At 38.4% G+C, this 23,797-nt stretch carries 26 protein-coding genes; 25 read left to right on the top strand and 1 reads right to left on the bottom strand.

What is annotated here, in order from left to right; translation table 11 throughout:
* Window positions 1–19: 19 nt before the first annotated feature.
* The 12 genes from hisC to FHY47_RS06320 all read left to right on the top strand — a co-directional run bounded on the left by hisC (window position 20) and on the right by FHY47_RS06320 (window position 11,173).
* On the top strand, window positions 20–1,126 hold the full coding sequence (gene hisC / locus FHY47_RS06375) for a histidinol-phosphate transaminase (protein ID WP_066107445.1): 1,107 nt from the start codon (window positions 20–22) through the stop codon (window positions 1,124–1,126).
* Window positions 1,127–1,146: 20 nt separating this feature from the next.
* A complete protein-coding gene (locus FHY47_RS06370) occupies window positions 1,147–2,250 on the top strand; it encodes a prephenate dehydrogenase (RefSeq protein WP_066107442.1) in 1,104 nt (367 codons plus the stop codon).
* A 20-nt stretch (window positions 2,251–2,270) separates the two neighbouring features.
* Window positions 2,271–3,569 carry a 3-phosphoshikimate 1-carboxyvinyltransferase gene (aroA, locus tag FHY47_RS06365; RefSeq protein WP_148629885.1) on the top strand — a complete coding sequence of 433 codons (1,299 nt, stop codon included), beginning with the start codon at window positions 2,271–2,273 and terminating at the stop codon, window positions 3,567–3,569.
* A gap of 436 nt (window positions 3,570–4,005) precedes the next feature.
* On the top strand, window positions 4,006–5,253 hold the full coding sequence (locus FHY47_RS06360; RefSeq protein WP_262365975.1) for a tetratricopeptide repeat protein: 1,248 nt from the start codon (window positions 4,006–4,008) through the stop codon (window positions 5,251–5,253).
* A gap of 27 nt (window positions 5,254–5,280) precedes the next feature.
* Window positions 5,281–5,838 (top strand): ReoY family proteolytic degradation factor, encoded by a 558-nt coding sequence (locus FHY47_RS06355; RefSeq protein ID WP_066107436.1) that lies wholly within the window; start codon window positions 5,281–5,283, stop codon window positions 5,836–5,838.
* A gap of 189 nt (window positions 5,839–6,027) precedes the next feature.
* A complete protein-coding gene (locus tag FHY47_RS06350; protein WP_066107433.1) occupies window positions 6,028–6,480 on the top strand; it encodes a DUF2487 family protein in 453 nt (150 codons plus the stop codon).
* A 182-nt stretch (window positions 6,481–6,662) separates the two neighbouring features.
* Window positions 6,663–7,166 carry a QcrA and Rieske domain-containing protein gene (locus FHY47_RS06345; RefSeq protein WP_066107430.1) on the top strand — a complete coding sequence of 168 codons (504 nt, stop codon included), beginning with the start codon at window positions 6,663–6,665 and terminating at the stop codon, window positions 7,164–7,166.
* A gap of 13 nt (window positions 7,167–7,179) precedes the next feature.
* Window positions 7,180–7,854: a menaquinol-cytochrome c reductase cytochrome b subunit gene (gene qcrB, locus FHY47_RS06340; RefSeq protein WP_066107427.1), complete on the top strand. Its 675-nt coding sequence runs from the start codon at window positions 7,180–7,182 to the stop codon at window positions 7,852–7,854.
* 45 nt (window positions 7,855–7,899) lie between these two features.
* Window positions 7,900–8,685 (top strand): menaquinol-cytochrome c reductase cytochrome b/c subunit, encoded by a 786-nt coding sequence (locus FHY47_RS06335; RefSeq protein WP_066107424.1) that lies wholly within the window; start codon window positions 7,900–7,902, stop codon window positions 8,683–8,685.
* A 249-nt stretch (window positions 8,686–8,934) separates the two neighbouring features.
* On the top strand, window positions 8,935–9,540 hold the full coding sequence (gene lhaT, locus FHY47_RS06330) for a lipoprotein heptaprenylglyceryl N-acetyltransferase LhaT (RefSeq protein ID WP_148629884.1): 606 nt from the start codon (window positions 8,935–8,937) through the stop codon (window positions 9,538–9,540).
* Window positions 9,541–9,599: 59 nt separating this feature from the next.
* On the top strand, window positions 9,600–10,394 hold the full coding sequence (locus FHY47_RS06325) for a sporulation protein YpjB (protein ID WP_066107420.1): 795 nt from the start codon (window positions 9,600–9,602) through the stop codon (window positions 10,392–10,394).
* A 101-nt stretch (window positions 10,395–10,495) separates the two neighbouring features.
* Complete coding sequence (locus FHY47_RS06320; RefSeq protein WP_066107416.1) at window positions 10,496–11,173, top strand: zinc metallopeptidase; 678 nt, start codon at window positions 10,496–10,498, stop codon at window positions 11,171–11,173.
* A 45-nt stretch (window positions 11,174–11,218) separates the two neighbouring features.
* On the opposite strand, the gene FHY47_RS06315 is transcribed toward FHY47_RS06320, so the two are convergent.
* Complete coding sequence (locus FHY47_RS06315; protein WP_066107413.1) at window positions 11,219–12,091, bottom strand: YitT family protein; 873 nt, start codon at window positions 12,089–12,091, stop codon at window positions 11,219–11,221.
* A 145-nt stretch (window positions 12,092–12,236) separates the two neighbouring features.
* Here FHY47_RS06315 and FHY47_RS06310 point away from each other — a divergent pair, with 145 nt between their 5' ends.
* The 13 genes from FHY47_RS06310 to FHY47_RS06250 all read left to right on the top strand — a co-directional run bounded on the left by FHY47_RS06310 (window position 12,237) and on the right by FHY47_RS06250 (window position 23,797).
* Window positions 12,237–12,569 (top strand): nucleotide pyrophosphohydrolase, encoded by a 333-nt coding sequence (locus FHY47_RS06310; protein ID WP_066107409.1) that lies wholly within the window; start codon window positions 12,237–12,239, stop codon window positions 12,567–12,569.
* Window positions 12,570–12,572: 3 nt separating this feature from the next.
* On the top strand, window positions 12,573–13,367 hold the full coding sequence (dapB, locus tag FHY47_RS06305) for a 4-hydroxy-tetrahydrodipicolinate reductase (RefSeq protein ID WP_066107408.1): 795 nt from the start codon (window positions 12,573–12,575) through the stop codon (window positions 13,365–13,367).
* Window positions 13,368–13,380: 13 nt separating this feature from the next.
* On the top strand, window positions 13,381–13,785 hold the full coding sequence (mgsA, locus tag FHY47_RS06300; protein ID WP_066107405.1) for a methylglyoxal synthase: 405 nt from the start codon (window positions 13,381–13,383) through the stop codon (window positions 13,783–13,785).
* 10 nt (window positions 13,786–13,795) lie between these two features.
* Complete coding sequence (bshB1, locus tag FHY47_RS06295) at window positions 13,796–14,503, top strand: bacillithiol biosynthesis deacetylase BshB1 (protein WP_066107402.1); 708 nt, start codon at window positions 13,796–13,798, stop codon at window positions 14,501–14,503.
* Entirely contained in the window at window positions 14,500–15,651 is a 1,152-nt protein-coding gene (bshA, locus tag FHY47_RS06290) for an N-acetyl-alpha-D-glucosaminyl L-malate synthase BshA (protein ID WP_066107399.1), read from the top strand. The genes bshB1 and bshA overlap by 4 nt, the downstream gene beginning before the upstream one ends.
* Window positions 15,648–16,832, top strand: coding sequence for a CCA tRNA nucleotidyltransferase (locus tag FHY47_RS06285; RefSeq protein WP_148629882.1), 1,185 nt, complete (start codon window positions 15,648–15,650; stop codon window positions 16,830–16,832). The genes bshA and FHY47_RS06285 overlap by 4 nt, the downstream gene beginning before the upstream one ends.
* Window positions 16,805–17,797: a biotin--[acetyl-CoA-carboxylase] ligase gene (locus tag FHY47_RS06280; RefSeq protein WP_066107394.1), complete on the top strand. Its 993-nt coding sequence runs from the start codon at window positions 16,805–16,807 to the stop codon at window positions 17,795–17,797. Before FHY47_RS06285 ends, FHY47_RS06280 begins: the two co-directional genes overlap by 28 nt.
* Window positions 17,798–18,087: 290 nt before the next feature.
* The gene (gene panB, locus FHY47_RS06275; RefSeq protein WP_066107390.1) at window positions 18,088–18,924 is read left to right on the top strand and encodes a 3-methyl-2-oxobutanoate hydroxymethyltransferase; all 837 of its coding nucleotides are present in this window, start codon (window positions 18,088–18,090) and stop codon (window positions 18,922–18,924) included.
* On the top strand, window positions 18,921–19,763 hold the full coding sequence (gene panC, locus FHY47_RS06270) for a pantoate--beta-alanine ligase (protein WP_139891743.1): 843 nt from the start codon (window positions 18,921–18,923) through the stop codon (window positions 19,761–19,763). The genes panB and panC overlap by 4 nt, the downstream gene beginning before the upstream one ends.
* A 20-nt stretch (window positions 19,764–19,783) precedes the next feature.
* The gene (panD, locus tag FHY47_RS06265; protein WP_066107385.1) at window positions 19,784–20,167 is read left to right on the top strand and encodes an aspartate 1-decarboxylase; all 384 of its coding nucleotides are present in this window, start codon (window positions 19,784–19,786) and stop codon (window positions 20,165–20,167) included.
* Between the two features lie 260 nt (window positions 20,168–20,427).
* Window positions 20,428–23,031, top strand: coding sequence for an exonuclease domain-containing protein (locus FHY47_RS06260; protein ID WP_148629879.1), 2,604 nt, complete (start codon window positions 20,428–20,430; stop codon window positions 23,029–23,031).
* 101 nt (window positions 23,032–23,132) lie between these two features.
* Window positions 23,133–23,303: a YpmA family protein gene (locus FHY47_RS06255; RefSeq protein WP_066107380.1), complete on the top strand. Its 171-nt coding sequence runs from the start codon at window positions 23,133–23,135 to the stop codon at window positions 23,301–23,303.
* Between the two features lie 17 nt (window positions 23,304–23,320).
* Window positions 23,321–23,797, top strand: a complete 477-nt coding sequence (locus FHY47_RS06250; protein ID WP_066107378.1) for a cell wall elongation regulator TseB-like domain-containing protein — start codon at window positions 23,321–23,323, stop codon at window positions 23,795–23,797.

Raw genomic sequence — 23,797 nt, 5'->3', positions numbered from 1 at the left:
AAAAGGGGGAACTGGAGCTTTGAAATGGAAGAATCATTTATATACATTAGAGCCTTATAAGCCAGGCAAACCAATTGAGGACGTAAAAAGGGAGTTTGGGTTGGAGGAGATCATCAAACTGGCATCAAATGAAAACCCATATGGATATTCATCCGAGGTCGCAAAAACGCTGAAGGAAACAGAATGGTCACTTCCCTTGTATCCGGATGGCGGGGCCGTTAATTTGCGTGAAGTCTTATCTAACTATTTAGGAGTTGAAAAAAATCAGCTTATCTTTGGAAATGGTTCAGATAATATTATCCAAATGATAGCAAAGGCGATTCTTGCTCCTGGTGTAAATACGGTTATGTCTACGGGTACCTTTAGTCAGTATAGCCATAATGCCATTCTGGAGCAGTCAGAGATCAGGGAGGTGCCGCATATAAATGGCAGACATGATCTTGATGGCATGCTTCGTCAGATTGATGCTGACACGGGGATTGTGTGGATTTGTTCTCCTAATAATCCGACAGGCGAATACATAAGAGGTGAGGAGCTTCTCCCATTTTTGAGTCAGGTGCCTAACGATGTATTAGTTGTATTTGATGCAGCTTATTATGAGTACGTCACAGCTATAGATTATCCTGAAATCTTGCCGTTAATTAATCAGTTTGATAATTTAATCCTATTGCATACTTTTTCCAAGATTTACGGGATGGCGGCTTTGCGTATTGGTTATGGAGTGGCTAATTCCGATATTATCCGTATGCTTGAGCCTGCAAGAGAGCCGTTTAACGTCAATGCATTAGCTCAAAAGGCTGCGATTGCTGCTATAAGTGATCAACAATTTATTGAGGAATGCAAACAAAAAAATAGAGATGGTCTTCAGCAATATTATGAATTTTGTAAGATTCATAACTTAAGTTACTATCCATCACAAGCAAATTTTATCTTAATCGATACAGGTCATGATGGGAATGAAGTCTTTCAGTATTTAATGAGAAAAGGCTTTATCGTTCGTTCCGGCCAGGCTTTGGGTTTCCCGACATCCATTCGGATTACAGTTGGTTCTGACCAGCAGAATGAAGCTGTTTTGAAAGAGCTGAAAAATTTCCTCTTGATGAAAGAAAATAAAGAAATCAAATAGATAGTAGGTGAGGTGCCTCCATGCGTGGGAATGTATTAATGATAGGTCTTGGTTTAATTGGAGGATCCATTGCTTTATCTATTAAAAAGGAACATCCGAAGGCATTGATACTAGGGTATGATGTGGATCGAAAACAGGTGCAGCTGGCAAAAGCATTAAAAGTAATAGATGAAGAAATTACGGATTATAAAGAGGCTGCCGGAAGAGCAGATGTTATCATTATCGGAGTCCCGGTGCAAGCTACATCAACCGTTATGGAAAGCCTGTCAGCATGTACGCTGAAAAAAAACGTTATAATTACGGATGTAGGAAGTACAAAGGCAAAGATCATGAAAGAAGCAGAGCGTTTGTTTAGCATGAATTATACGTTTATAGGCGGTCACCCAATGGCTGGATCTCATAAAAGCGGAGTAGCTGCGGCAAAAGTGCATCTTTTTGAAAATGCTTTTTATATATTGACACCGGCTGCTCATGCAGGGGTTAAAGAGGTTGCTGAGCTGAAGATGTGGCTGAAGGGGACGAAAGCCAAATTCATTGAAGTGGATGCTCATGAGCACGATTTAATGACAGGTGTCATCAGTCATTTGCCGCATATTATGGCAGCCTCGATTGTTAATCAGGCTGAACAGGCTGAAGCGAAACATGATTTAGTTGCAAGACTTGCTGCCGGAGGATTCAGGGATATTACCCGAATAGCTTCATCCAGTCCCCAAATGTGGAAGGATATTCTGATTCAAAATGATCAAGTATTAATCGATCTTTTGGACTCCTGGATAGATGAAATGTCAGAGGTGAGAGAATGGATTCGTACGAAGGATGAGGCAAGATTATATTCCTTTTTCCAAAGTGCAAAAATGTTTCGTGATGAGATGCCGGCCCGTAAAAAGGGTGCAATTCCGTCCTTTTATGATTTATATGTGGATGTCCCGGATTATCCAGGGGTCATTTCGGAGATTACCGGTTATTTAGCAAAATCTAATATAAGTATTACTAATATAAGAATCATTGAGACGCGTGAAGAAGTGTACGGTGTATTGGTGATTTCCTTCCAATCAGGTGAAGATCGCAAACTAGCGGTGGAATGTTTACGTGATGCAACTAATTACGATACTTATTATGACTGAGATAAAAAAGGAGGAAAGGCATGGGAAAAATCCTATTATTCAAAAACCCCCAGTTGAAAGGCACGATTGAAGTGCCGGGAGATAAATCTATTTCGCACAGAGCGGTCATGTTTGGGGCAATAGCGGAAGGGAAAACGACCGTATATCATTTCTTAGAGGGTCAGGATTGCTTAAGTACTATTGAGTGTTTTCAAAAAATGGGTGTGGATATACAAAGAGAAGGCGATAAGGTCACCATCCAGGGTAATGGATATGGCGGTTTAAAGGAGCCGATTGGCTTGCTGGATGTCGGCAATTCGGGGACAACCATCCGACTTCTTATGGGGTTACTCGCCAACCAGCCCTTTTCTATCACTTTCACTGGTGATGAATCCATTGCAAAAAGGCCAATGAGAAGAGTGGTAGATCCGCTGAGGAAAATGGGAGCAAGAATATCCGGAAAAGAGGATGGTAACTTTATACCGCTTGAAATGAACCAAGGTGAGCTGTCAGGTATTGAATATGAGCTTCCGGTAGCAAGTGCCCAGGTGAAATCAGCTATTCTTTTGGCTGGATTACATGCGAAAGGAACCACAACGGTCATTGAAAAAGCAGCCACGAGGGATCATACTGAACGGATGATTGAATCGTTTGGGGGGAGCATCCATATCGACGGCAATATGATCAGAGTTACAGGAAATCAGGTGCTGAGCGGAAAGGATGTTCATGTTCCCGGAGATATCTCCTCTGCAGCGTTTTGGATGGTTGCCGGTACCATTGTACCAAACAGTGAGATTATATTAAAGAACGTTGGGCTGAATCAAACAAGAACGGGGATTATTGATGTTTTGAAAGAAATGGGAGCAAATATTGAAATTCAGTTAGATCAACAAGGAGAACTTGCGGAAGAATCCGGTACGGTTACAGTAAAAACTTCCTCTTTAAAGGGGATAACAATTGCCGGAGATATCATTCCAAGGTTAATTGATGAGCTGCCTGTTATTGCCCTGTTAGCTTCACAGGCTAAGGGAAAAACCGTCATTAAAGATGCTGCTGAGTTAAAGGTTAAAGAAACAAATCGAATTGATGCCATCGCTACTCAATTGGGTGCGCTTGGTGTTGATATAACTCCAACAGACGATGGTTTAATCATTGAGGGAGAACAAACCTTGCATGGAGGTACGGTGGACAGCCTGGGGGACCACCGTATCGGAATGACATTGGCGATTGCTTCACTGCTTTCCAAAGACTCTGTAGTATTAAACAATGCTGATGCCATTTCAGTATCCTATCCAGGTTTCTTTGATGATTTAATTAAGCTTGTATCCATTCAGGAATAAAAGAGAGGGGAACCTCTCTTTTTTGGTACTAAAATTTCTGATAGTTTCATAGCATGTCTAAAAGAAAGTCAATGAAACCCTTGCCTTTACACATGTAAAAATGGTTGATAGGGCGGTGAAAATGTAATCAATTAAATGGATAGATAGAATGAAATGGAAGAGTACGATTCGGTCGCTTTTTGTTAAATGATAAAGTATACTTATATAACCTTAAAATTAAGACTCCAAGCTCTATACCACAAAAAAATCATTTAATTTCCTTATCAGATAAATATTTTTTTCTGGAGTTTCCATTAGCTCTTTATACAGGTTAAAAAAAGTGAGTATAATAGGGGTAATAACAAAATTTTAGAGGCTCCGGATTGGACGAACATTATTTTGCCGAATGACCAGCAGATTTGTTATAGATTTAGGGAAACAGAAAGGAATACCAATGATGAAAATTGAATCAATTATAAAAAAACTGATGCAAGGTGAATTTGAAGAAGCTAAAAAACATATAAATCAGATTAAGCAATCCAACAATGATGACGATGTTTATACCTTGGCGGAAGAAATCGCTTCACTTGGGTTTACGGAAGAGGCAAAGGAGCTTTTTGAAGAATTGCTGAAGCGTTATCCCGATGAAGGAGAGATTTTATTTTCATTGGCTGAAGTATCAACTGAATTGGGGCAGGAAGAGGAAGCATTGTTGTATTTAGAGAAAATTGATCAGGAAGATCCGATGTACCCAGGAGCACTCCTATTATTAGGGGATTTATATCAGGGAATGGGTATGGAGGAGGTCAGTGTTCAAAAGCTGAAAGAGGCCAATCGAATTTTACCGGATGAACCTATTGTAAAATTTGCTCTTGCAGAACTTTATTATCAACAAGGACATTTCCGTTCGGCTGTAGAATTATATAGCAGTATCTTAAAGAATGAGACTGTAATAAATGGCGTTTCAATTTATAAGAGATTAGCCTTATCACTTGTATCATTGGGCGAATTTGAAGAGTCGCTCCCTTATTTCAAGAAAGCTGGCAGGGAGGATGATGACGTAAATTTATTGTTTGAATATGGATTTGCTGCGTATCATGCAGGAGAATTTCCAACGGCAATAGCTAAGTTTACAGAGCTTAAGGAAATAGACCCTGCCTATCATTCACTTTATTTGTATTTAGCCATGGCCTATGAAGAGTCCCTTGATTTGGAAAAAGCACTGGATGTTGCAGAAGAAGGGATTAAGGAAGATCCTTTCAATAAGGAAATATTCCTGTATGGTGCTGAGCTAGCAACTAAGCTTGGAAATACAGAGAAAGCTATTAAATGGCTATCGGAGGCTATTGCGATTGATCCGGGTTACCTCGAGGCAATTCTAACTTTAGGCAAGCTTTATTTACACGAAGAAATGTTTGACCATGTCATTGATTTGGTATCCTCTGTTAGAGCGATGGGGGAGGATGACCCGCAATTTAATTGGCTCCTGGCAACGGCATATTCAGAGCTTGAGGAGTATAGTGAAGCATTATCATGTTACAAAGAGGCACATGAATTTTTTGGAGATAATAGAGACTTTTTACATGAATACGGTTATTTCTTGCTGGAAGACAGTAAATTTGAAGAGGCCAGGTCGATATTTAAGACATTACTCCACGAAGACCCAAGCAATGATGAGTATATTGATATTTTAGAACGAATTTAACTAATTTGTACAGAGGAGGGCTCCACCTTGAAAACCCCTGTTTCTGTCGATGAGAAGAAGGAATTTATACGCTGGTTTCTGAACCATTACCAATTAAAGCGCAGAGAATGTGTATGGATATTAAATTACTTAATGAGTCATGATCAGCTCATGATGAATGTTCATTTCGTGGAAGGAGCTAAGTATTGTCCAAAAGGAATGGTTATGTCCACTCATTGTGTGGAAGATGTGCCATTTAGATTCTATAAGAGTAATATCATGACAACTGACGCAGAGAAGTCATTCCATGATATACGGCTTAATAAGGACGAGGATATCTACATACAATTGAATTTCAGGACAGCCTACTCATCCTATCAGTATGCAGCCGTACTTGAGGAAAATCCTTATCAGCCAAAAAACCTCCCCGGTAATGAACAGGATCAATATATTGCAGAAAATATTTTAAAAATCAGTCTATCAAGATTCGAAGAGGAACGGTTAGCACAGATGATTGATGAGGCAATTGATAACCGTGATATAGAATTATTTAATAAATTAAGCAGTCAGTTGAAAAGAATCCGATCTCAGGAATCTTTTAACTAATAGCAGCCACACATATTTCTTTGAGAGAAAGAGATTATGTGTGGTCTTTTTTATGCTTCCACGCTTGATTTGGCAGTTGCTTATCCCAGCAGGATGAGGAACAAAGATTTCTCCCTGAATTGTAAGCTTATTTGTATATATTTTACTTATTATGTTTTACAATGGAAAAAGAAGTCGAGGGGGAAAATTATGAAATATCAGTCAGTTGATACAGAATTATTTAGTAAATCCAAAGAATATATTGATACTATAGTTATCCCGTTAAATCCGGTTGATTTTGATGATACATTTAGCCAGACGGTATCATCCTATGAATTTATGACATTGCTGACGCATGAGCTCGAAAAAGAATTAAAGGGCCGTCTATTTTTAGCCCTACCTCTGCCATATATTAAAAATAGTAAGACAGAGGAGAAATTAAATCTCTTGTCTGTTTGGGTAGATTATTATAGAGGTCAGGGATTTAAATATATCCAATTTCTCACTACTGACAGTAAATGGACAAGTATAGATGAGAGCGGACATGTTTTATGGATACCGGCAATCCCCATCGAAAAAATGCCTCTTGATGCGATTAAAACAGTTATAAGTGATCAAATGAAACAGCTTGTTGATATACTAACAGAATCCTGGAATAAATGATGTTTTTGTAAGTAAATAGTATATTGGTATAAAACAGGAAAAATAAAACATGTATTTCCTTAACTGGGAGTTTATTGACCTATTAAAAATATTAGGATATTATTGTAATGTCCTAGTTTTATGGAGTTTGTGCAATTTTCTATTTTGTATGACTTTTTCGATATAAGGGGGGGAGAAATTTTATGAGCAGCCAAAAAGTATCAAGACGCCAATTTCTGAATTATACGCTTATGGGCGTTGGGGGGTTCATGGGAGCGGCAACACTTATGCCTATGCTGCGTTTTGCAGTCGATCCAGCTTTGAAAGCGAATGCATCTGGGGAGTTCATTAATACCGGATTAAAAATATCTGAGATTACTGAAACACCAACTCGTGTCGATTATAAAACTGAGGTTAAAGATGGTTGGTACGAAGCTGAAGAGACAAGAACAGCATGGGTTTACAAGGATGAGAACGGCAAGATAGTTGCCCTTTCTCCGGAATGTAAACACTTGGGGTGTACGGTGAACTGGGAAGGATCAGAAGATCATAAGAATGAATTTTACTGTCCATGTCACGGGGGGCGTTACGAAAAGAATGGTAAAAACATTCCGAAAACACCTCCAATCGGGCCGCTCGATGTTTACGACAAGCAGGAAAAAGATGGAGTATTATACTTGGGCAATGCAAAAGAAAACGAAGTGTAGGGAGGCATAATCAATGCTTAATAAAATGTACGATTGGATTGATGAGCGATTGGATATCACGCCATTATGGCGCGACATTGCTGATCATGAAGTCCCTGAGCATGTAAACCCTGCCCATCACTTTTCGGCATTTGTTTATTGTTTTGGGGGATTGACGTTTTTCATCGTAGTCATTCAAATTTTATCCGGAATGTTTTTAACCATGTATTATGTGCCGGATATTAAAAATGCATGGGAATCTGTTTATTATTTACAAAATGAAGTTGCTTTTGGTCAAATTGTTCGGGGCATGCATCACTGGGGAGCAAGTGTCGTCATTGTCATGATGTTTTTACATACTCTTCGTGTGTTCTTCCAGGGTGCCTATAAAAAGCCCCGTGAACTAAACTGGATTGTTGGAGTTTTAATTTTCTTTATAATGCTAGCTCTAGGATTGACAGGGTATCTGCTTCCTTGGGATATGAAAGCGTTATTCGCTACAAAAGTAACGTTGACCATTATCGATTCGGTGCCATTCATCGGGCCATACTTAAAAACGTTGCTTGCTGGTGACCCTACGATTGTCGGGGCGCAAACCTTAACGCGTTTCTTTGCGATTCATGTATTCTTCCTTCCAGCGGCGCTTATTGGACTAATTGCAGCTCACTTCTTAATGATACGCAAACAGGGAATATCAGGACCGCTATAAGATATTAGTTGAAAATGGAAATGTTACGAAGGAGGGGATATCCTTATGCATCGTGGTAAAGGAATGAGATTTGTAGGGGATTCAAGGATAAGCGCAGATAGAAAACCGAATATTCCAAAAGATTATTCAGAGTATCCAGGAAAAACAGAAGCCTTTTGGCCCAATTTCTTGCTGAAAGAATGGATGGTAGGTGCTGTATTTTTAGTAGGTTTTTTATGTCTTACAGTTGCCCATCCATCACCGCTCGAAAGGATTGCTGACCCAACAGATACGGGATATGCGCCTTTACCTGACTGGTACTTTATGTTTTTGTATCAATTGCTTAAATATTCATATGCTTCCGGGCCATATAATTTAATCGGGGCTTTGGTTATTCCGGGACTAGCTTTTGGTGCATTAATGCTTGCACCGTTTCTGGATCGCGGACCGGAACGCAAACCAACTAAACGGATTTTCCCAGTAGGTTTTATGTTGCTTGCATTTGCAGCTATATTTTACCTAACATGGGAAACTGTTTCTCAACATGACTGGGCAGCAGCAAAGCTGCAAGGACAAATTGTTGAGGATGTAGCAATCGATAAAGAGTCAGAGGGATATAAATTATATCAAGGACAAGGCTGTGTAAGCTGTCATGGGGACTCCTTACAGGGTGGAAATGGTCCTAAATTACTTGGTACAAAATTAGAGGTTGATGAAATCGGTCATATCGCTGTAAATGGTACCGAAAATAAAAAAATGCCACCAGTTTTTAAAGGTTCTGATGAAGAATTAAAAACTCTGGCAGAATTTATTAAGGGAGCAAATGCAGGCGGAGATTCAAAAGGGGAATAATGTTTTTTTGAGGGGTGCTCAGATGAGTACCCCTTTTGTCTGCTAAGATGATCGCCATAGTCGTCGTAATCATGTTGACAAATGAGGTATAGTTATTTGTATTATTAATAATATGGGGCGGCCAGTGAGCTTCCACCTGAATTGAAAAGCTCATATTTAGAGAGAAATTTAGAGTAGGGATGATTTGGCTGAAAATCAAGTAATCGAGCAACTCTATTTGGAATAATTCAGATTGTGATGGAGGATATTATGAATAGCTGGCTTTATGCTGTATTAAGAAATCAGACATTTTTATGGATCTTATTCACTGTTAATCTTTTGGGAACAATATACGGATATTATTGGTATAAAGGGCAGCTTGAAATAACACCAGTAGCCTTTCTTGCTTTTGTACCAGACAGTCCAACTGCCAGTTTATTTTTTTGTATTGCTGTTATTGGCTGGCTTTTAGGGCGCAATTTTGGTTTATTTGAAGCCTTAGCAATCGTTTCTCTTTTTAAATATGGTATTTGGGCAGTTGTCATGAATATATTAACTTTCTCTGTAGAGGGTTATGTATCTTTGATCGCTGTCATGCTGATTCTATCGCATGCTGCAATGGCAATTGAAGGAATTCTTTATGCTCCATTTTATCGGGTTAAACCATGGCATTTAACCGTGGCTGGGATTGTCGTGTTACATAATGAAATCATTGATTATGTTTATGGGATGATGCCGACGTATAGTGTTTTGAATCAGTATATCTCTCAAATTGCTTATTTCACTTTTTGGCTGAGTGTACTTTCGATTGGAGTAGGGTATTGGTTTACTCTTCGTAAAAATCGGGAAATATACTCCATTCATCTCAGGCAATAAATGGTTCTAGTCTTGTCCCTTCACACATACGATTAAGTAGTATGAGGAGGGATATTTTTATGAAGTTTAAATCTTTATTTATCTCAATAGCCATTATAATATCATCAGGATTCATTACGACCTATGCTAACGGACCTGATAAACAAAATTCGTTAGAGACCCTTGCTGATCAATCCCTTCAATTTGCAAAAGTAGATAGACGTGATGAAGCAGAGCGTTTATTGGAAGCATTTTCAGATAAATTTTATGATCAGGCAATTGAGAGCTCAAACTATACAATGGATGAAATTAATATTATAACGATTGCCTATGAGGAAGCCATTCAAACTGTGAAAAATAAAGAAAAAACAGATGATGAGGTAATCAATGAAATAACGAAATTCCGATTAGTACTTGATGCTGTTCATAGTGATGGCGCACCATTATGGGCGAGTTTAAAGGATAGCATGATCTCTGCTGCAGGGGAAACAAAGGTATCGATCCAGAAACAGGATTCCATTGCTTTTCAGGAAAAATTAAATCATTTATTAACGATTTACAATATTATATATCCATCGTTGAAAATAGATGTAACACCTGAACGTTTTCAGCAAGTGGATGCCCATATTCAATTCATTGATCAATATCGTCCGCAAGTCTTTTCTGATCAATCACAAACTGATATGATTTCCTTAGAGGAGCAGCTGCGTGATATATTTGAGGAAGCAGAAAAAGATGATGCAGATCCATCCCTTTGGTGGGTAATCATTTCAACTGGAAGTATTATAATTATGACCTTATCCTATGTTGGATGGAGGAAATATAAAGCTTCAGATGATCAGCTTCATACAAAAAAGAAAAAACAGAATTTTTGATAAAATTTTGAATAATATCTATCCATTGACAGATGTAATACGACATTATTACAATTACCATAACACAACTATAAATAACAGAAATGAAATGGAGGATATAAATGAGCTTTTTAATTTATTTTATACTGCTTTTAATTATCCCAATTTATGCACAAATGAAAGTTCAAAGGGCTTACAAGAAATATTCACAGGTTCCTGCATCGAATGGTTACACGGGTGCGGAAGTTGCCCGTAAGTTGTTGGACGAAAATGGTTTGTACAATATACGAGTAGAAGAAACACATGGAGTATTAAGTGACCACTATGATCCTACAAATAAAGTGGTAAGATTATCATCAAGTAACTATCATGGTCATTCACTCGCCGGCACCGCTGTCGCAGCTCATGAGGTTGGCCATGCCATTCAGGATAAAGAAGATTATTCCTTTATGAGAATCCGTCATAAGCTAGTACCAGTTGCTAATATCGGTTCTAACTTTTCCTGGATTTTAATTTTAGCTGGGCTGTTGCTTGGCAGCTTAAATCTAGCATGGCTGGGAGTATTGTTTATGGGGGCAGCCGTGTTATTCCAATTCGTTACACTGCCGGTTGAATTCAATGCTTCTAACCGTGCTATGAAACAGGTTGTTGCTTTAGGTGTAATCAGGGCTGATGAAGAAAAAGAAACGAAAAAAGTCTTAGATGCCGCAGCCTTAACATATGTTGCAGCTGCAGCAGTTGCTGTACTTGAATTGTTACGATTTGTATTTATGCTAACCGGCATGAATGGTGAAGATTAATAAGAGAAACCCCCTTCGTATATGAAGGGGGTTTTCCTATATTGCTTATTTTTCAAGCGGATTTTTATTTTCATCCAACGTAAATCCTTCACCAAGTACATCATGTACGACAGATACGGAAACAAATGCATGTGGATCAATGGATGTAATAATGCTCTTAAGGCGTACAATTTCATTGCTGCCTACAACGCAATAAATCACATCGCGCTCCTGTTTGGTATATGAGCCAACCCCTTTGAGTAATGTAACACCGCGTTCCATTTGTTGATTAATCTTTTCAGCTATCACGGAATTGGAGTTGCTTATGATCATCACACCACGGGCTGCATATGCACCCTCTTGGATAAAGTCAATTACACGGCTGCCAATATAAACGAGGACAAGTGTATACATGGCTTGTTTATATTCCAAATACGTTACGAGTGATAAAACGATAACGCAGAAGTCAAACATAAACATGGTTTTTCCCATGCTCCAGCCTTTATATTTGAACATGAGCCGTGCGATGATGTCGACTCCGCCAGTCGTTCCGCCGTAACGGAAAATAATTCCTAAACCGACACCAATGCACACACCTGCAAATAAAGCCGCGAGCATTAGGTCATCCTTTAAAGGAATATGTATTTGATATTTTTCGAAAATCGCAATAAATACAGATACAGCGATGGTACCGATAAGTGTATACAAAAAGGTTTTTTTGCCCAACAGTTTATATCCTACAAAGAAAAGAGGTATATTTAATAAAATATTGGTAATCGAAGGGCTAATACCAGTTAAGTTATAAATTAAAAGGGTAATCCCTGTAAATCCCCCTTCACCTAATGCGTTTTGCATATTAAAATGAACAAGGCCAAAAGACATTATTGCAGCCCCTAATAATATCAGTATGACGTTTTTAAGCTTTAAGTTGAAAAACACATTCTAACCCCTTTCTTGCTAACTCAATTATTATTATAGTGTACAATTGAGGAAAAATAATGAATGATATCCTTTTGCATTCTATCATATTTATTGTTCGATAACTAAGAAATACGCTAACATTAAGAGAAAAGGGTGTAACTGTATGGAACATAAGAAAACAATCGCTGACTTACAGCAGGAAGTAGATCAATACATAGGGCAATTTAAAGAGGGATACTTCAGTCCGCTTGCCATGACAGCGAGACTTACTGAAGAGCTTGGAGAATTGGCGAGAGAGATTAACCATTATTATGGTGAAAAACCCAAAAAAGAATCTGAAACAGAAAAAGCAATTGAAGAAGAATTAGGAGATGTTTTATTTGTGCTAATTTGTATGGCCAATTCGCTGAATATTGATTTACAGGATGCACATGACAGGGTGATGGAGAAATTCAATTCCAGGGACAAAGACCGTTGGACAAGAAAGGAAGAATGATTGATGATTAATGTCATAATTGCAGGGCCGCGAGGTAAAATGGGGAAAGCAGCAGTAAATTTAGTGATGAATACAGAACATTTTCATTTAGTAGCTGTATTGGATCATAAGAATGATGGGTTGAAATTAAGTGAAATAGATGGATTTACCGGTATAGATGTTCCAATTTATACAGATCATGAAAAATGTTTCTCTGAAGTTAAAGCGGATGTACTGATTGATTTGACCACTCCGGAGTCTGGAAGAATCCATACATTATCAGCATTATCACACCATATCCGTCCGGTTGTTGGAACGACCGGCTTTTCAGATGAAGATTTAAATGAAATCAAAAGAATTTCAAAAGAAAACGGAATTGGGTGTATTATTGCACCGAATTTTGCTGTTGGTGCTGTGTTAATGATGAAATTTGCCAAGCAGGCAGCTAAATATTTTCCGGATGTCGAAATTATTGAATTGCATCACGATCAAAAACTTGATGCTCCTTCAGGAACAGCTATAAAAACAGCACAATTAATTTCTGAAGAAAGACAAATAAAAAAACAGGGACATTTAAATGAAAAAGAAACAATAAAAGGTGCACGTGGTGCAGACTATGAAGGAATGAGAATACATAGTGTACGCTTACCTGGACTTGTTGCGCATCAACAGGTCATGTTCGGCGGAGAAGGTCAGACATTTACTCTAAGACATGATTCATATGATCGAAACTCTTTTATGAGCGGAGTTAAATTGTCGGTGGAAACCGTCATGAATATAGAAGAATTAGTATATGGATTAGAAAATATTATTGATTAAGGAGCACTGTTCCATGAAAATCGCATTGATTGCACATGACAAAAAGAAAGACGACATGATTCGATTTACGCTTGCGTATAAACATATCCTAAAAGAGCATCAGCTTTTTGCTACCGGTACAACGGGAAAGCGAATACAGGATGAAGCAGGCCTGTCAGTTCATCGTTATCAGTCCGGACCACTCGGGGGAGATCAACAAATTGGGGCGATGGTTGCAGTAAATGATATTGATATTATTATTTTCTTCAGAGATCCATTGACTGCGCAGCCGCATGAACCGGATGTGTCCGCTTTAATGCGTTTGGCTGATGTTTATTCCATTCCATTGGCAACTAATATGGGAACGGCTGAAATGTTAATACATGGTTTAGAACGTGGAGACCTTAAATGGAGAAATATTGTTAGGGAAAAGGAGTAATATGCCCACAATGAAGACAGACATACTATGTTTTGGCGCCCATTCCGATGATGTGGAAATCGGAATGGGGGGTACAATAGCAAAATATACAGAATTAGGCCATTCCGTTGTCATCTGTGACTTAACCGAGGCGGAGCTTTCATCGAATGGTACTCCCACAAACAGATTGAAGGAAGCCAAACAGGCAGCTGCTATCTTAGGTGTAAAGGAACGCTTGAATTTAAATATGGGAGATCGGCAATTATATCCCACACCTGAAAACATCTCAAAGATTGTTTCTGTTATAAGAACATACAAGCCTGAAATCATCTTTGTACCCGCTGTTCCTGACCGTCATCCGGATCATGGACATTGTGCAGCTTTGGTCGAAGAGGCTGTCTTTTCAGCTGGTATTAGGAAATATGAGGATGAAAGTAAGCTGGAGGCCCATAAGCCGAAGCATGTTTTTTATTACATGATCAATAGCTTTCATCCGCCCGATTTTTGTGTGGATATCAGCAGCTATTTTCATTGTAAATTATCCAGTTTAAAAAGCTATTCCTCTCAATTTATTAAAACGGATGATGGGGTTGTGACCCCTCTTACAGAAGGATATCTCGAAGCAATCGAAGGCAGAGAGCGGGCATATGGAAGAGAGGCAGGCGTGTTATTTGCAGAAGGATTTAGAACGAAAAAACCTCTTTTACTTGATCAAGATTTGTTAGGTGGAAAGAAATGAAAAAGTTAAAAATTGGAATTGTTTGTTATCCTACTGTCGGCGGATCAGGGATTGTTGCGACCGAATTAGGAATTAAGCTGGCGGAGAAGGGACATGAGATTCATTTTATAACATCCAGTGTACCGTTCCGCTTAAAAAAGCGATACTCAAATATATATTTTCACCAGGTTGAAGTTAATCAATATGCCGTTTTTCAATATCCTCCATATACCTTGTCATTGGCCAGCAAGATAGCCGAGGTGGTCAAAATGGAAGAGCTTGATATCATTCATGCCCATTATGCGATGCCGCATGCCGTTTGCGGAATTTTGGCCAAGCAAATGACCTCCTCTGGCCTAAAGGTAGTAACGACTCTCCATGGTACGGATATTACGATACTAGGGTATGATTCTTCTCTGCAGGACATGATTAAGTTCGCTATTGAAAAATCCGATGCGGTTACGGCCGTGTCTCATGAACTTGTTAAAGAGACATATGAATTAATTCAACCGGATCAAGAAATCCAAACAATTTATAATTTTATCGATTATCCGGCGCCTGAACCGGATGCTGGTAATGTGGCTAATTTAAAAGCAGAGCTCGGAATTAAAGAAGATGAAAAAATTGTCATTCACGTCTCGAATTTTCGGAAGGTGAAGCGTGTACCTGATATCATTGACACTTTTGGAGCCGTGGCAGACAAAATACCGAGTAAACTTTTATTGGTAGGCGACGGACCGGAAATGTCTTTTGTAAGTAAAAAAATTAAAGCAATGGGCTTACAGGAGAAAATAATTCTGTTAGGAAAACAGGAAAATCTACAGGAGCTCTATTCCATTAGTGATGTATGTGTCCTTATGTCAGAAAAAGAAAGTTTTGGGTTAGTACTTCTTGAGGCGATGATCTATGGCGTTCCATGTCTTGGAACCAAAATTGGGGGAATTCCTGAGGTTATTGAAGATGGGATTAACGGATACACCATCGAGCTAGGAGATATCGAAGATGCCTCTATGCGATTGTTGGAATTGCTTGAAAATGATTCGCTGAGAATAAATATGGGTAATAACGCTATTCATAAAATTAAAGATCATTTTCAAACCGAACATATCGTGAATCAATATGAGGACTTGTATTATTCATTATTGAAAAATGGGGAGAAGGATGAATGAACCAGGAATTTATCAGAGCGCGTCCTGTTTTGGATCAGTTAACGGCGAAGGGGTATGAAACCTATTTTGTTGGTGGAGCCGTTAGGGATACTTTAATGGGGAAGGAAATTGATGATGTGGATATTGCTACCTCCGCCACTCCCGAGCAAGTAAAGGAAATTTTCACCCATACAGTAGACGTTGGTATTGATCATGGAACTGTATTAGTGCTTTATAAAGGAGACTCGTTTGAGATCACGACATTTAGAACAGAATCTGCATATAAAGATTATCGACGGCCAGATTCAGTCATCTTTGTAACCTCTTTGCATGAGGATTTAAAGAGAAGAGATTTTACGATGAATGCAATTGCCATGGACCAGGATGGAAAATTGTATGATCCATTTGATGGAGAAAAAGCTATACATACAAAGGTAATCGAGACGGTTGGTCCGGCGGATGAACGATTTAGTGAGGATGCGCTAAGGATTCTTCGTGCTGTTCGATTTGTAAGCCAGCTAGGGTTTACATTGCATGAAAATACACGATCGGCATTACGGAAAAATGCCGATTTACTCTTACATATAGCACAGGAACGGAAAACAGCTGAGTTTCAAAAAATGGTTCTTGGGCAATATCCAGAAAAAGGGTTAAAAATTGCTGCAGACGAAGGTTTGCTAGCCTATTTTCCGGGTTTTGGTCAATTTGCGGCTCATATAGAGCAGTTTCTTGCACTACCCTTAAACCGTTGTGAATCATTTGAAGAATGGATGGCTTTGATTGCCCTCTTTAATGGTCAGGATCAATCCCTATACAGTCACTGGAAGCTTTCTTCAAGTCAAATGAAAAAAATAGGTCTGTTGATCCGTGAAACGAAGAAAAGAGAGAGTTCCTCATTTACTCCCTATACCATTTATCAGCTTGGCCTTGAAAACACCCTGAGCGTGGAAAGGGTTTGGTCAGTATATCATCATGCGGACCCAGACTACGACGCAATCACTGATCTGCATGCTCGTATGCCAATTCATAAGGAAACTGTTATAGAGGTTTCCGGAAACGACCTGATGAAATGGGCTGATAAACCAGGTGGACCGTGGATTAAGGAGCTTATGCATGAAGTGATTAACGGAATTCTGGATCATAAGGTCCCGAATAAAAAGGAGTTAATTAAACAATGGCTCATTCAAGAGAACAAACTTTAAAGCATGAGATTGCCAAAGCATTTGCGAAAGCTGGAGAGGATTATATATCAGGACAGGCATTAGCTGATTTAGTTGGCTGTTCAAGAGTGGCGATATGGAAGCATATTGACCAGCTGCGTCAGGAAGGCTACGAAATTGAGGCTGTAAAGAAAAAGGGGTATCGGCTCTTGAAAAAATTAGATTCTCTAAGGGCCACTGATATTCTAATGGGGTTACAGACTGAATTTGTAGGACAATCTATATATTCTTATGATACAGTCTCATCCACTCAAGTTGTTGCCAGAGAACTTGCGGGAAGCGGAGCTAAAGATGGTACAGCTGTGATTAGTGATGAACAAACGGAAGGTACAGGGCGATTAAAAAGAAAGTGGCATTCTCCTTCAAATGGAGGGATCTGGTTAAGTATGATTATGAGACCTGATATTCCTCCCTACCATGCCCCTCAGCTCACGTTGTTAACAGCTGTAGCTGTTGTTCAGACATTAAACAAATTTGGTGTGAATGCAGGAATCAAATGGCCAAATGATGTGTTGGTAGAAGGAAGGAAGATTGCGGGAATACTAACAGAGCTTCATGCGGAGTCCGATCAAATTCATCATGTGATTATCGGCATTGGCATGAATATAAACCAGCCCCTTGAATCGTTTCCTGATGAGTTAAAAGAGATCGCTACTTCTGTCTTAATCGAGAAGAAACAAAGAGTAGATCGATCTGAATTTTTACAAAGCTTTTTTAAGAATTTTGAAGATATATATCTACTTTATTTAGAAAAAGGTTTTGAACCAATAAAACAGCTTTGGGAAAAGCTTACCATTACCATTGGGAAGAAGGTCACCGTCCAAAGCCTGCGAGGATCTTTAACTGGCTTGGCAACCGGAATTAATGATGATGGTGTATTGATTATCATGGATGATGAGCAAAAAAGCCATTTGGTTTATTCCGGAGATATAACTGTGCATCAATAATGGACAATATTAAGCGGTTGTTTTTAAAAAAGAAATTAATTGAAAATGAGTTAATATATGGCATATAAAAATGACTGAATGTTATAATTCATAGAAGGGCGGGAGCGGAAACGACCTGCACCTTGTATAGTAGTCATTTTAAATAGATTTATAATTCTGCCTGTATCCAAGAAAGGACCGGGACAGAGGGATAAAAGCTATTATGCCAATCCATCCTTCTGTAATTAGAAGGATTTTTTATTTGGTAAATAGGTTTTTCTCTCCTCGGAATGAAAAGGAGGAAAGAAAAAATGAAATTTGCTGTGGATTTTTTGAAACTAAAAGAAAACAGAGAAAAAATTTCAATGCTGACTGCGTATGATTATCCATCTGCTAAACTGGCAGAACAAGCGGGGGTCGATATGATTCTTGTAGGTGACTCTCTTGGAATGGTTATTTTAGGATATGATTCTACTGTTCCTGTCACTATCGAGGATATGATTCATCATACGAAGGCTGTTAAAAGAGGCGCACCTAACACATTTATCGTGACGGATCTGCCGTTTTTGACGTATCACACAACAAATGAGGAAGCGTTAAAAAATGCTGCAAGACTTATGCAGGAGGCAGGGGCTGATGCGGTCAAAATGGAGGGTGCCGGAGATGTTATTAGCAAAATAAAAGCGATGACAGATGCAGGTATACCGGTAGTGGCGCATTTAGGCTTAACACCGCAATCAGTTGGTGTACTTGGAGGTTATAAAGTCCAGGGTAAAACAAGTGAGGCGGCAATTAAACTTTTGGAGGATGCGAAAAAGTGTGAAGAAGCCGGGGCAATGGCCGTTGTGCTTGAATGTGTACCTTATCAGGTCGCTGAACATATATCGAATGAACTAATAATCCCAACAATCGGGATTGGTGCTGGTAACGGTACGGATGGTCAGGTTCTCGTTTATCATGATGTTTTATTATATGGTGTAGGCAGAGTGGCCAAGTTTGTAAAATCCTATGCTAATCTAAATGATGTGATTGGCTATGCTTTGTCTGAGCATATAAAAGAAGTGAAATCGGGAATTTTTCCGGATCGTGATCACTCATTCACGATGAAGGAAGAAGAACTAGCCTCATTGTATGGAGGAGAAAAATGAAGATTATCAGCCAGATAAACGAACTGCGTGAAGTACTTGATTTAGAGAGGGAAAAGAAACATTCCATCGGATTTGTCCCAACTATGGGATATTTGCATGAAGGACATCTATCACTTATTCAAGAAGCAAGAGAGAAAAATCATGTGGTAGTTATCAGTATATTTGTAAATCCGCTTCAATTTGGTCCTAATGAGGATTTTGATAAATATCCACGCGATATGGAACGGGATGAAGAGCTGGCACGAAATGCAGGGGTGGATTATTTATTTTATCCAACAGTTCAGGAAATGTATGGGGATAAGCAAACCCTGACGGTAAAAGTGCATGAGCGCACCGATGTACTTTGCGGAAAATCCAGACCGGGTCATTTTGATGGAGTGGCGACTGTTCTGACAAAATTGTTCACTATTGTCCATCCGACCCGAACTTATTTTGGACTGAAGGATGCTCAACAGGTTGCTGTAGTAGAAGGGATTATCCATGACTTTAATTTCCCGATTGAACTGGTTGGTGTTGAGATTAAGCGTGAAGAGGATGGTCTTGCATTAAGCTCCAGAAACATTAATTTAACAGAGCAGGAAAGAGAAGAAGCTCCATTTATCTATAAAAGTCTTTGCAAAGTGAAAGCTCAGCTGCAAAAAGGTGCCAGTCCCGCGGAAGCGCTTGAAAAGGGGAAAGAGTATTTGCAATCCCATATCAATGGTCAAATCGATTATTTTGAAGGATTATCCTATCCGGACTTGAGTGAGATTACAGAGCATGATCAAAGAATCATCTTTGCAGTGGCGGTTCAATATACGTCTGTTCGTTTAATCGACAACATTATCATAAATTTATAGTCATACAAGGGGGTAAGATTATGTTTCGCAATATGATGAAAGCAAAGCTTCACAGAGCAACAGTTACTGAGGCAAACTTAAACTATGTAGGCAGTATTACAATTGATGAAGATTTATTAGATGCGGTAGATATGCTTCCAAATGAGAAAGTTCAGATTGTAAATAATAATAATGGTGCACGTTTTGAAACATATATCATTCCCGGTAAGAGAGGCAGTGGTGTAATCTGCCTAAATGGAGCTGCTGCCCGTCTAGTTCAGGAAGGTGATAAAATAATCATTATATCCTATGGATTAATAGAAGAAGCTTATGTAAGAAGCCATCGGCCTAAAGTGGCTGTTCTTGATGAGTATAATACAATTGTTGAAATGCTTGGAGCCGAACCAGAGGCAACGATCATTTAATGACTTTGTTAATGAACAAACGCTGATCCCCTTAAATCTTTAAGGGAACCAGCGTTTGTTTTTTATTAACCAATAGTCTTCATTCTTCTTTGATTAATAAGGCTGGTTTTGATATAACAGTAGATAATGGGTAACGATAAATGATATGAAGAGTGTATGATAGGGGACCCAAAAAATAAAATGGAAAATAAGGTGCCATTGTGAATTTTTCCATCAGCTAAACAGAAGCAAGTTAGAGAAGAAGTGAGCAGGTGTTAAATATGAAAAGTAAGTATGTAGTAATCGACTTGGAGACTACAGGTAATAACCCTAAAAATGGTGATCGCATCATTCAAATTGCGGCTAACGTCATTGAAAATGGTGAAATCACATACCAATATTCATCTTACATAAATCCAGGGAGGTCCATCCCTCAATTCATACAGGAATTAACCGGTATTACGGATGCAGACGTGGAGAATGCACCGACATTTAAAGAGTTGGCACCCTACATTATTGGTGTATTGGATGAGGCTGTTTTTGTTGCTCATAACGTATTATTCGATTTGACATTTTTACAGGCTGAATTGGAACGTGTAGGGTATGAGCGTTTTCTTGGATATACCGTAGATACGGTGGAACTAGCAAAAATCGTCAATCCTGGAATGTCGAGTTTTAAACTAGAGGAGTTAGGAAAAGCCTATGGCTTTCTTCATGAGCGGCCACATCAAGCAGACAGTGATGCTTATGTAACGGCTCTTTTGTTTATCGAGTTTTACAAACAATTAAAGAAATTGCCGAAACCTACCATTAAATCATTATACAGATTATCATTTTTATTAAAAAGCGAGCTTAAAGAATTATTGGCTGAGATATTAAATGAATATTCAACGATGAGTGAGCCATGGAGACCAGATCTAGATATTTATCGTGGTATCGCAATTGTTAGGCAGAAATCAATTGAAAGCCTAACACAACAGGAGAATGAAAAAAAACATATTTCTCTTGATGAATCAGCGTTACATAACATATTAAAGAAGAGCTTTAAGAGTCATAACGTTAGTTTAGTAGAAGATGGGACACGGGATTTTACCGGACATATAAAAGCTTTTTATGAATATGCCAATGAAAATCATGTACAGGTAACCATAGCTGCCCATACTAAACATACAGCTGAACAGTTAATGGGTATTTTTCAGAGGGATTATTCTTCTAAAATGATTCAAAATCAAGTTAGCATATTGCATTCTAAGGAGCAGTATTTAAGTTTGCCGAAGTTCGAGCAATCGATGCGGGAAAAACAACAAAATTACGAAAGTACAATCGCAAAAATGCAAATATTAGTCTGGTTAACCATGACAAATACAGGCTGTTTGGAAGAGCTTAATTTATCCTCGGGGGGAAGAGAATATTGGAAGGAAGTAGCCCACCATGCCCATTTGCATCCACGCTTGCTTAAGCCGTGGACGGAACGGGACTTCTATTCGAGACAGATGCTGGCTGCTAAGCAGGCAAAGATTATTCTTAGTACTCATGACAGTCTAATTTCGGATATTCAAACAGGGGATTTCTTAAGCGAGTGCCCTAATATAGTACTTGAGGAAGCTAATTATTTTCCATCCTCTGTTCAAAGCGGATTAACGAAAGAGCTGAGCTATGTAGAAGTGAGGAATATCTTGAATAAAATTGGAACTTTGGATAATCGGCAACTATTGAGATCTGTCATATTGCTTTTAAAGGAAAAAACGACCGGTTCATATAATGAAAATCAACTGGCTGTTTTATTGGAAGAAATCGCATGCAGTGTGGAGAGCTTTTATGAGGCATTGTTCACATATGGAATGAAAAGCAAAAAGGATATGGACGGACCTAGAGTGCAATGTAAGCTTGATTTTTCTGAGCTGGAGAATAAAAAATACATGGATCAATTATTAAAAGAAGCCAATGATCTGTATGACTCTCTCGGTTTATTAGTAGTACAATTTCAACAGATCCTTGGTGAGTTGAACCAAGTACCAATTGAAAAATTAAAGCGAAGTCAATTTAACATTATTGATGAATTAACAAAATTATCGGGGGAAATAAATTTAATCCGAGTTACTTTAAATAGGTTTTTTAAGAGTCTGGATACAAATGATGAGGTTTGGGCGAGTTGGAATGTAAAGGGAAATAGAAATTCAGTCCAAATATATGCCCAGCCCTTATCGGTCTCAAAATGGGTTAATCGAAACTTATTAAAGCCGGATAGCCATATTTTATTTATTTCAGATGTCTTGACGGTAGGTGGATCCTTCCATTTTATTTCACAACAATTAGGTGTTCAGGAAAACAAGTTGAGTAGCCTGGTGATCCCCCCGGTAAAAGAGCAATATTTAACGATATTGACTCCATTGAAGGAAAAGTCGGGATATACGCTGATTGATTTTGTGAAAAAGCAACAAAAGCCCTTAATCCTTCTTTTTCAATCACAAGAATCATTAAAAACAATATATAATGATATGAAGGGATTAGCAGAATTTACGCACATACAGTTGCAGGCTCAGGGACTATCCTCCGGTTCTGCCATGAAAATGCTGCGAAATCATCTTGCTGTTGACCAATCAATTCTCTTAATGAATTACACTGGCTGGGATCAGGTTTGGCATACTTATAATGGCCGATCAATGATTTTAATGGTTGAGCCTCCAGTCGAAATGAACAGCACGATTCCAGATGAGGATTTAATATCTGAGTTAATCATTAATTTAAGAAGCTTGCTTAATACTTCTCCGAATTATAAAAAAGACAGCAAATGGGTCTTGATAGAGAATGATTTGATTCGGAGTGATAGAAGTATGTTTGAACATGGTCTAAATTACGTAAAGCCAATATACAGGAATATGTAAGGAATTTAATGTTTGGCTCGCTTTTTTAGTAAAGTAAAGCTATTTGCAATTTTATTTTGGTATAATGTGTACGAGAGCGCTACGTTTTGGGAGGACTTACAATGGAGAGTAAGGTAGAGCTATTATCAAGTGTTAAATTGACATACACGAATGATTTATATAAAATCGTTGATTCTTTAAATAAAACGTTGAAAAAAGAGAATTTAATGTTTGGCTTAGCATTAGATAAACAAGATCAACAAACAGCCGTTTTTTCAATATACCGTACATAACTTGAAAGGAAATAGATATGAAAAAAGTAATTTGGAGCATAGTGATTATTATCCTGATTGGCAGTGGCTTTTTTATTCAGGCTATCTATGCTGGTGACAGCACCAGGAAAGACGCTGAAAAGAGTGCAGAAGATATTGCCAGAGAAACAGCTGGAATGACAGAAGTGGATGATTTCTATTTATATAATGGAAATGAGACATGGAGTGTAATAACTGGCAAAACAGCAGATGGCAAAAAAATCGGTGTTTGGGTGCCGGATGATAAGAAAAAGAAAAGCCAGATTATTGCCCTCTCAGAAGGTATTAGTAAAAATAAAGCCATTGCAATCGTGAAAGAAAAAAAGAATGTGAAGAAGATTGTGTCTGCCCATTTGGGAATGGAAAATAATCAACCCTTATGGGAAGTAACCTATAAAAATAATAAAGACCTTTATGGGTATTATTACCTGAATTTCAAAACAGGCAATTTAATACGTAATTACGATAATCTGTAG

This window comes from Bacillus sp. E214 (genome assembly GCF_008087365.1).
Lineage (GTDB): Bacteria > Bacillota > Bacilli > Bacillales > Pradoshiaceae > Pradoshia.
Note: the sequence above shows the minus strand (reverse complement) of the source record. Positions and strands in the feature narration are given on the sequence as shown.

What these genes read in the sequence shown, in the direction of transcription:
- bshB1 (WP_066107402.1), top strand. Translation starts at nt 13,796, where the DNA reads ATGAAGACAGACATACTATGTTTTGGCGCCCATTCCGATGATGTGGAA.
- panC (WP_139891743.1), top strand. Translation starts at nt 18,921, where the DNA reads ATGAAGATTATCAGCCAGATAAACGAACTGCGTGAAGTACTTGATTTA.
- FHY47_RS06310 (WP_066107409.1), top strand. Translation starts at nt 12,237, where the DNA reads ATGGAACATAAGAAAACAATCGCTGACTTACAGCAGGAAGTAGATCAA.
- FHY47_RS06250 (WP_066107378.1), top strand. Translation starts at nt 23,321, where the DNA reads ATGAAAAAAGTAATTTGGAGCATAGTGATTATTATCCTGATTGGCAGT.
- FHY47_RS06335 (WP_066107424.1), top strand. Translation starts at nt 7,900, where the DNA reads ATGCATCGTGGTAAAGGAATGAGATTTGTAGGGGATTCAAGGATAAGC.
- FHY47_RS06360 (WP_262365975.1), top strand. Translation starts at nt 4,006, where the DNA reads ATGAAAATTGAATCAATTATAAAAAAACTGATGCAAGGTGAATTTGAA.
- FHY47_RS06320 (WP_066107416.1), top strand. Translation starts at nt 10,496, where the DNA reads ATGAGCTTTTTAATTTATTTTATACTGCTTTTAATTATCCCAATTTAT.
- bshA (WP_066107399.1), top strand. Translation starts at nt 14,500, where the DNA reads ATGAAAAAGTTAAAAATTGGAATTGTTTGTTATCCTACTGTCGGCGGA.
- qcrB (WP_066107427.1), top strand. Translation starts at nt 7,180, where the DNA reads ATGCTTAATAAAATGTACGATTGGATTGATGAGCGATTGGATATCACG.
- FHY47_RS06260 (WP_148629879.1), top strand. Translation starts at nt 20,428, where the DNA reads ATGAAAAGTAAGTATGTAGTAATCGACTTGGAGACTACAGGTAATAAC.
- FHY47_RS06285 (WP_148629882.1), top strand. Translation starts at nt 15,648, where the DNA reads ATGAACCAGGAATTTATCAGAGCGCGTCCTGTTTTGGATCAGTTAACG.
- aroA (WP_148629885.1), top strand. Translation starts at nt 2,271, where the DNA reads ATGGGAAAAATCCTATTATTCAAAAACCCCCAGTTGAAAGGCACGATT.
- panB (WP_066107390.1), top strand. Translation starts at nt 18,088, where the DNA reads ATGAAATTTGCTGTGGATTTTTTGAAACTAAAAGAAAACAGAGAAAAA.
- FHY47_RS06345 (WP_066107430.1), top strand. Translation starts at nt 6,663, where the DNA reads ATGAGCAGCCAAAAAGTATCAAGACGCCAATTTCTGAATTATACGCTT.
- FHY47_RS06350 (WP_066107433.1), top strand. Translation starts at nt 6,028, where the DNA reads ATGAAATATCAGTCAGTTGATACAGAATTATTTAGTAAATCCAAAGAA.
- lhaT (WP_148629884.1), top strand. Translation starts at nt 8,935, where the DNA reads ATGAATAGCTGGCTTTATGCTGTATTAAGAAATCAGACATTTTTATGG.
- FHY47_RS06255 (WP_066107380.1), top strand. Translation starts at nt 23,133, where the DNA reads ATGGAGAGTAAGGTAGAGCTATTATCAAGTGTTAAATTGACATACACG.
- dapB (WP_066107408.1), top strand. Translation starts at nt 12,573, where the DNA reads ATGATTAATGTCATAATTGCAGGGCCGCGAGGTAAAATGGGGAAAGCA.
- FHY47_RS06325 (WP_066107420.1), top strand. Translation starts at nt 9,600, where the DNA reads ATGAAGTTTAAATCTTTATTTATCTCAATAGCCATTATAATATCATCA.
- panD (WP_066107385.1), top strand. Translation starts at nt 19,784, where the DNA reads ATGTTTCGCAATATGATGAAAGCAAAGCTTCACAGAGCAACAGTTACT.
- FHY47_RS06280 (WP_066107394.1), top strand. Translation starts at nt 16,805, where the DNA reads ATGGCTCATTCAAGAGAACAAACTTTAAAGCATGAGATTGCCAAAGCA.
- mgsA (WP_066107405.1), top strand. Translation starts at nt 13,381, where the DNA reads ATGAAAATCGCATTGATTGCACATGACAAAAAGAAAGACGACATGATT.
- FHY47_RS06370 (WP_066107442.1), top strand. Translation starts at nt 1,147, where the DNA reads ATGCGTGGGAATGTATTAATGATAGGTCTTGGTTTAATTGGAGGATCC.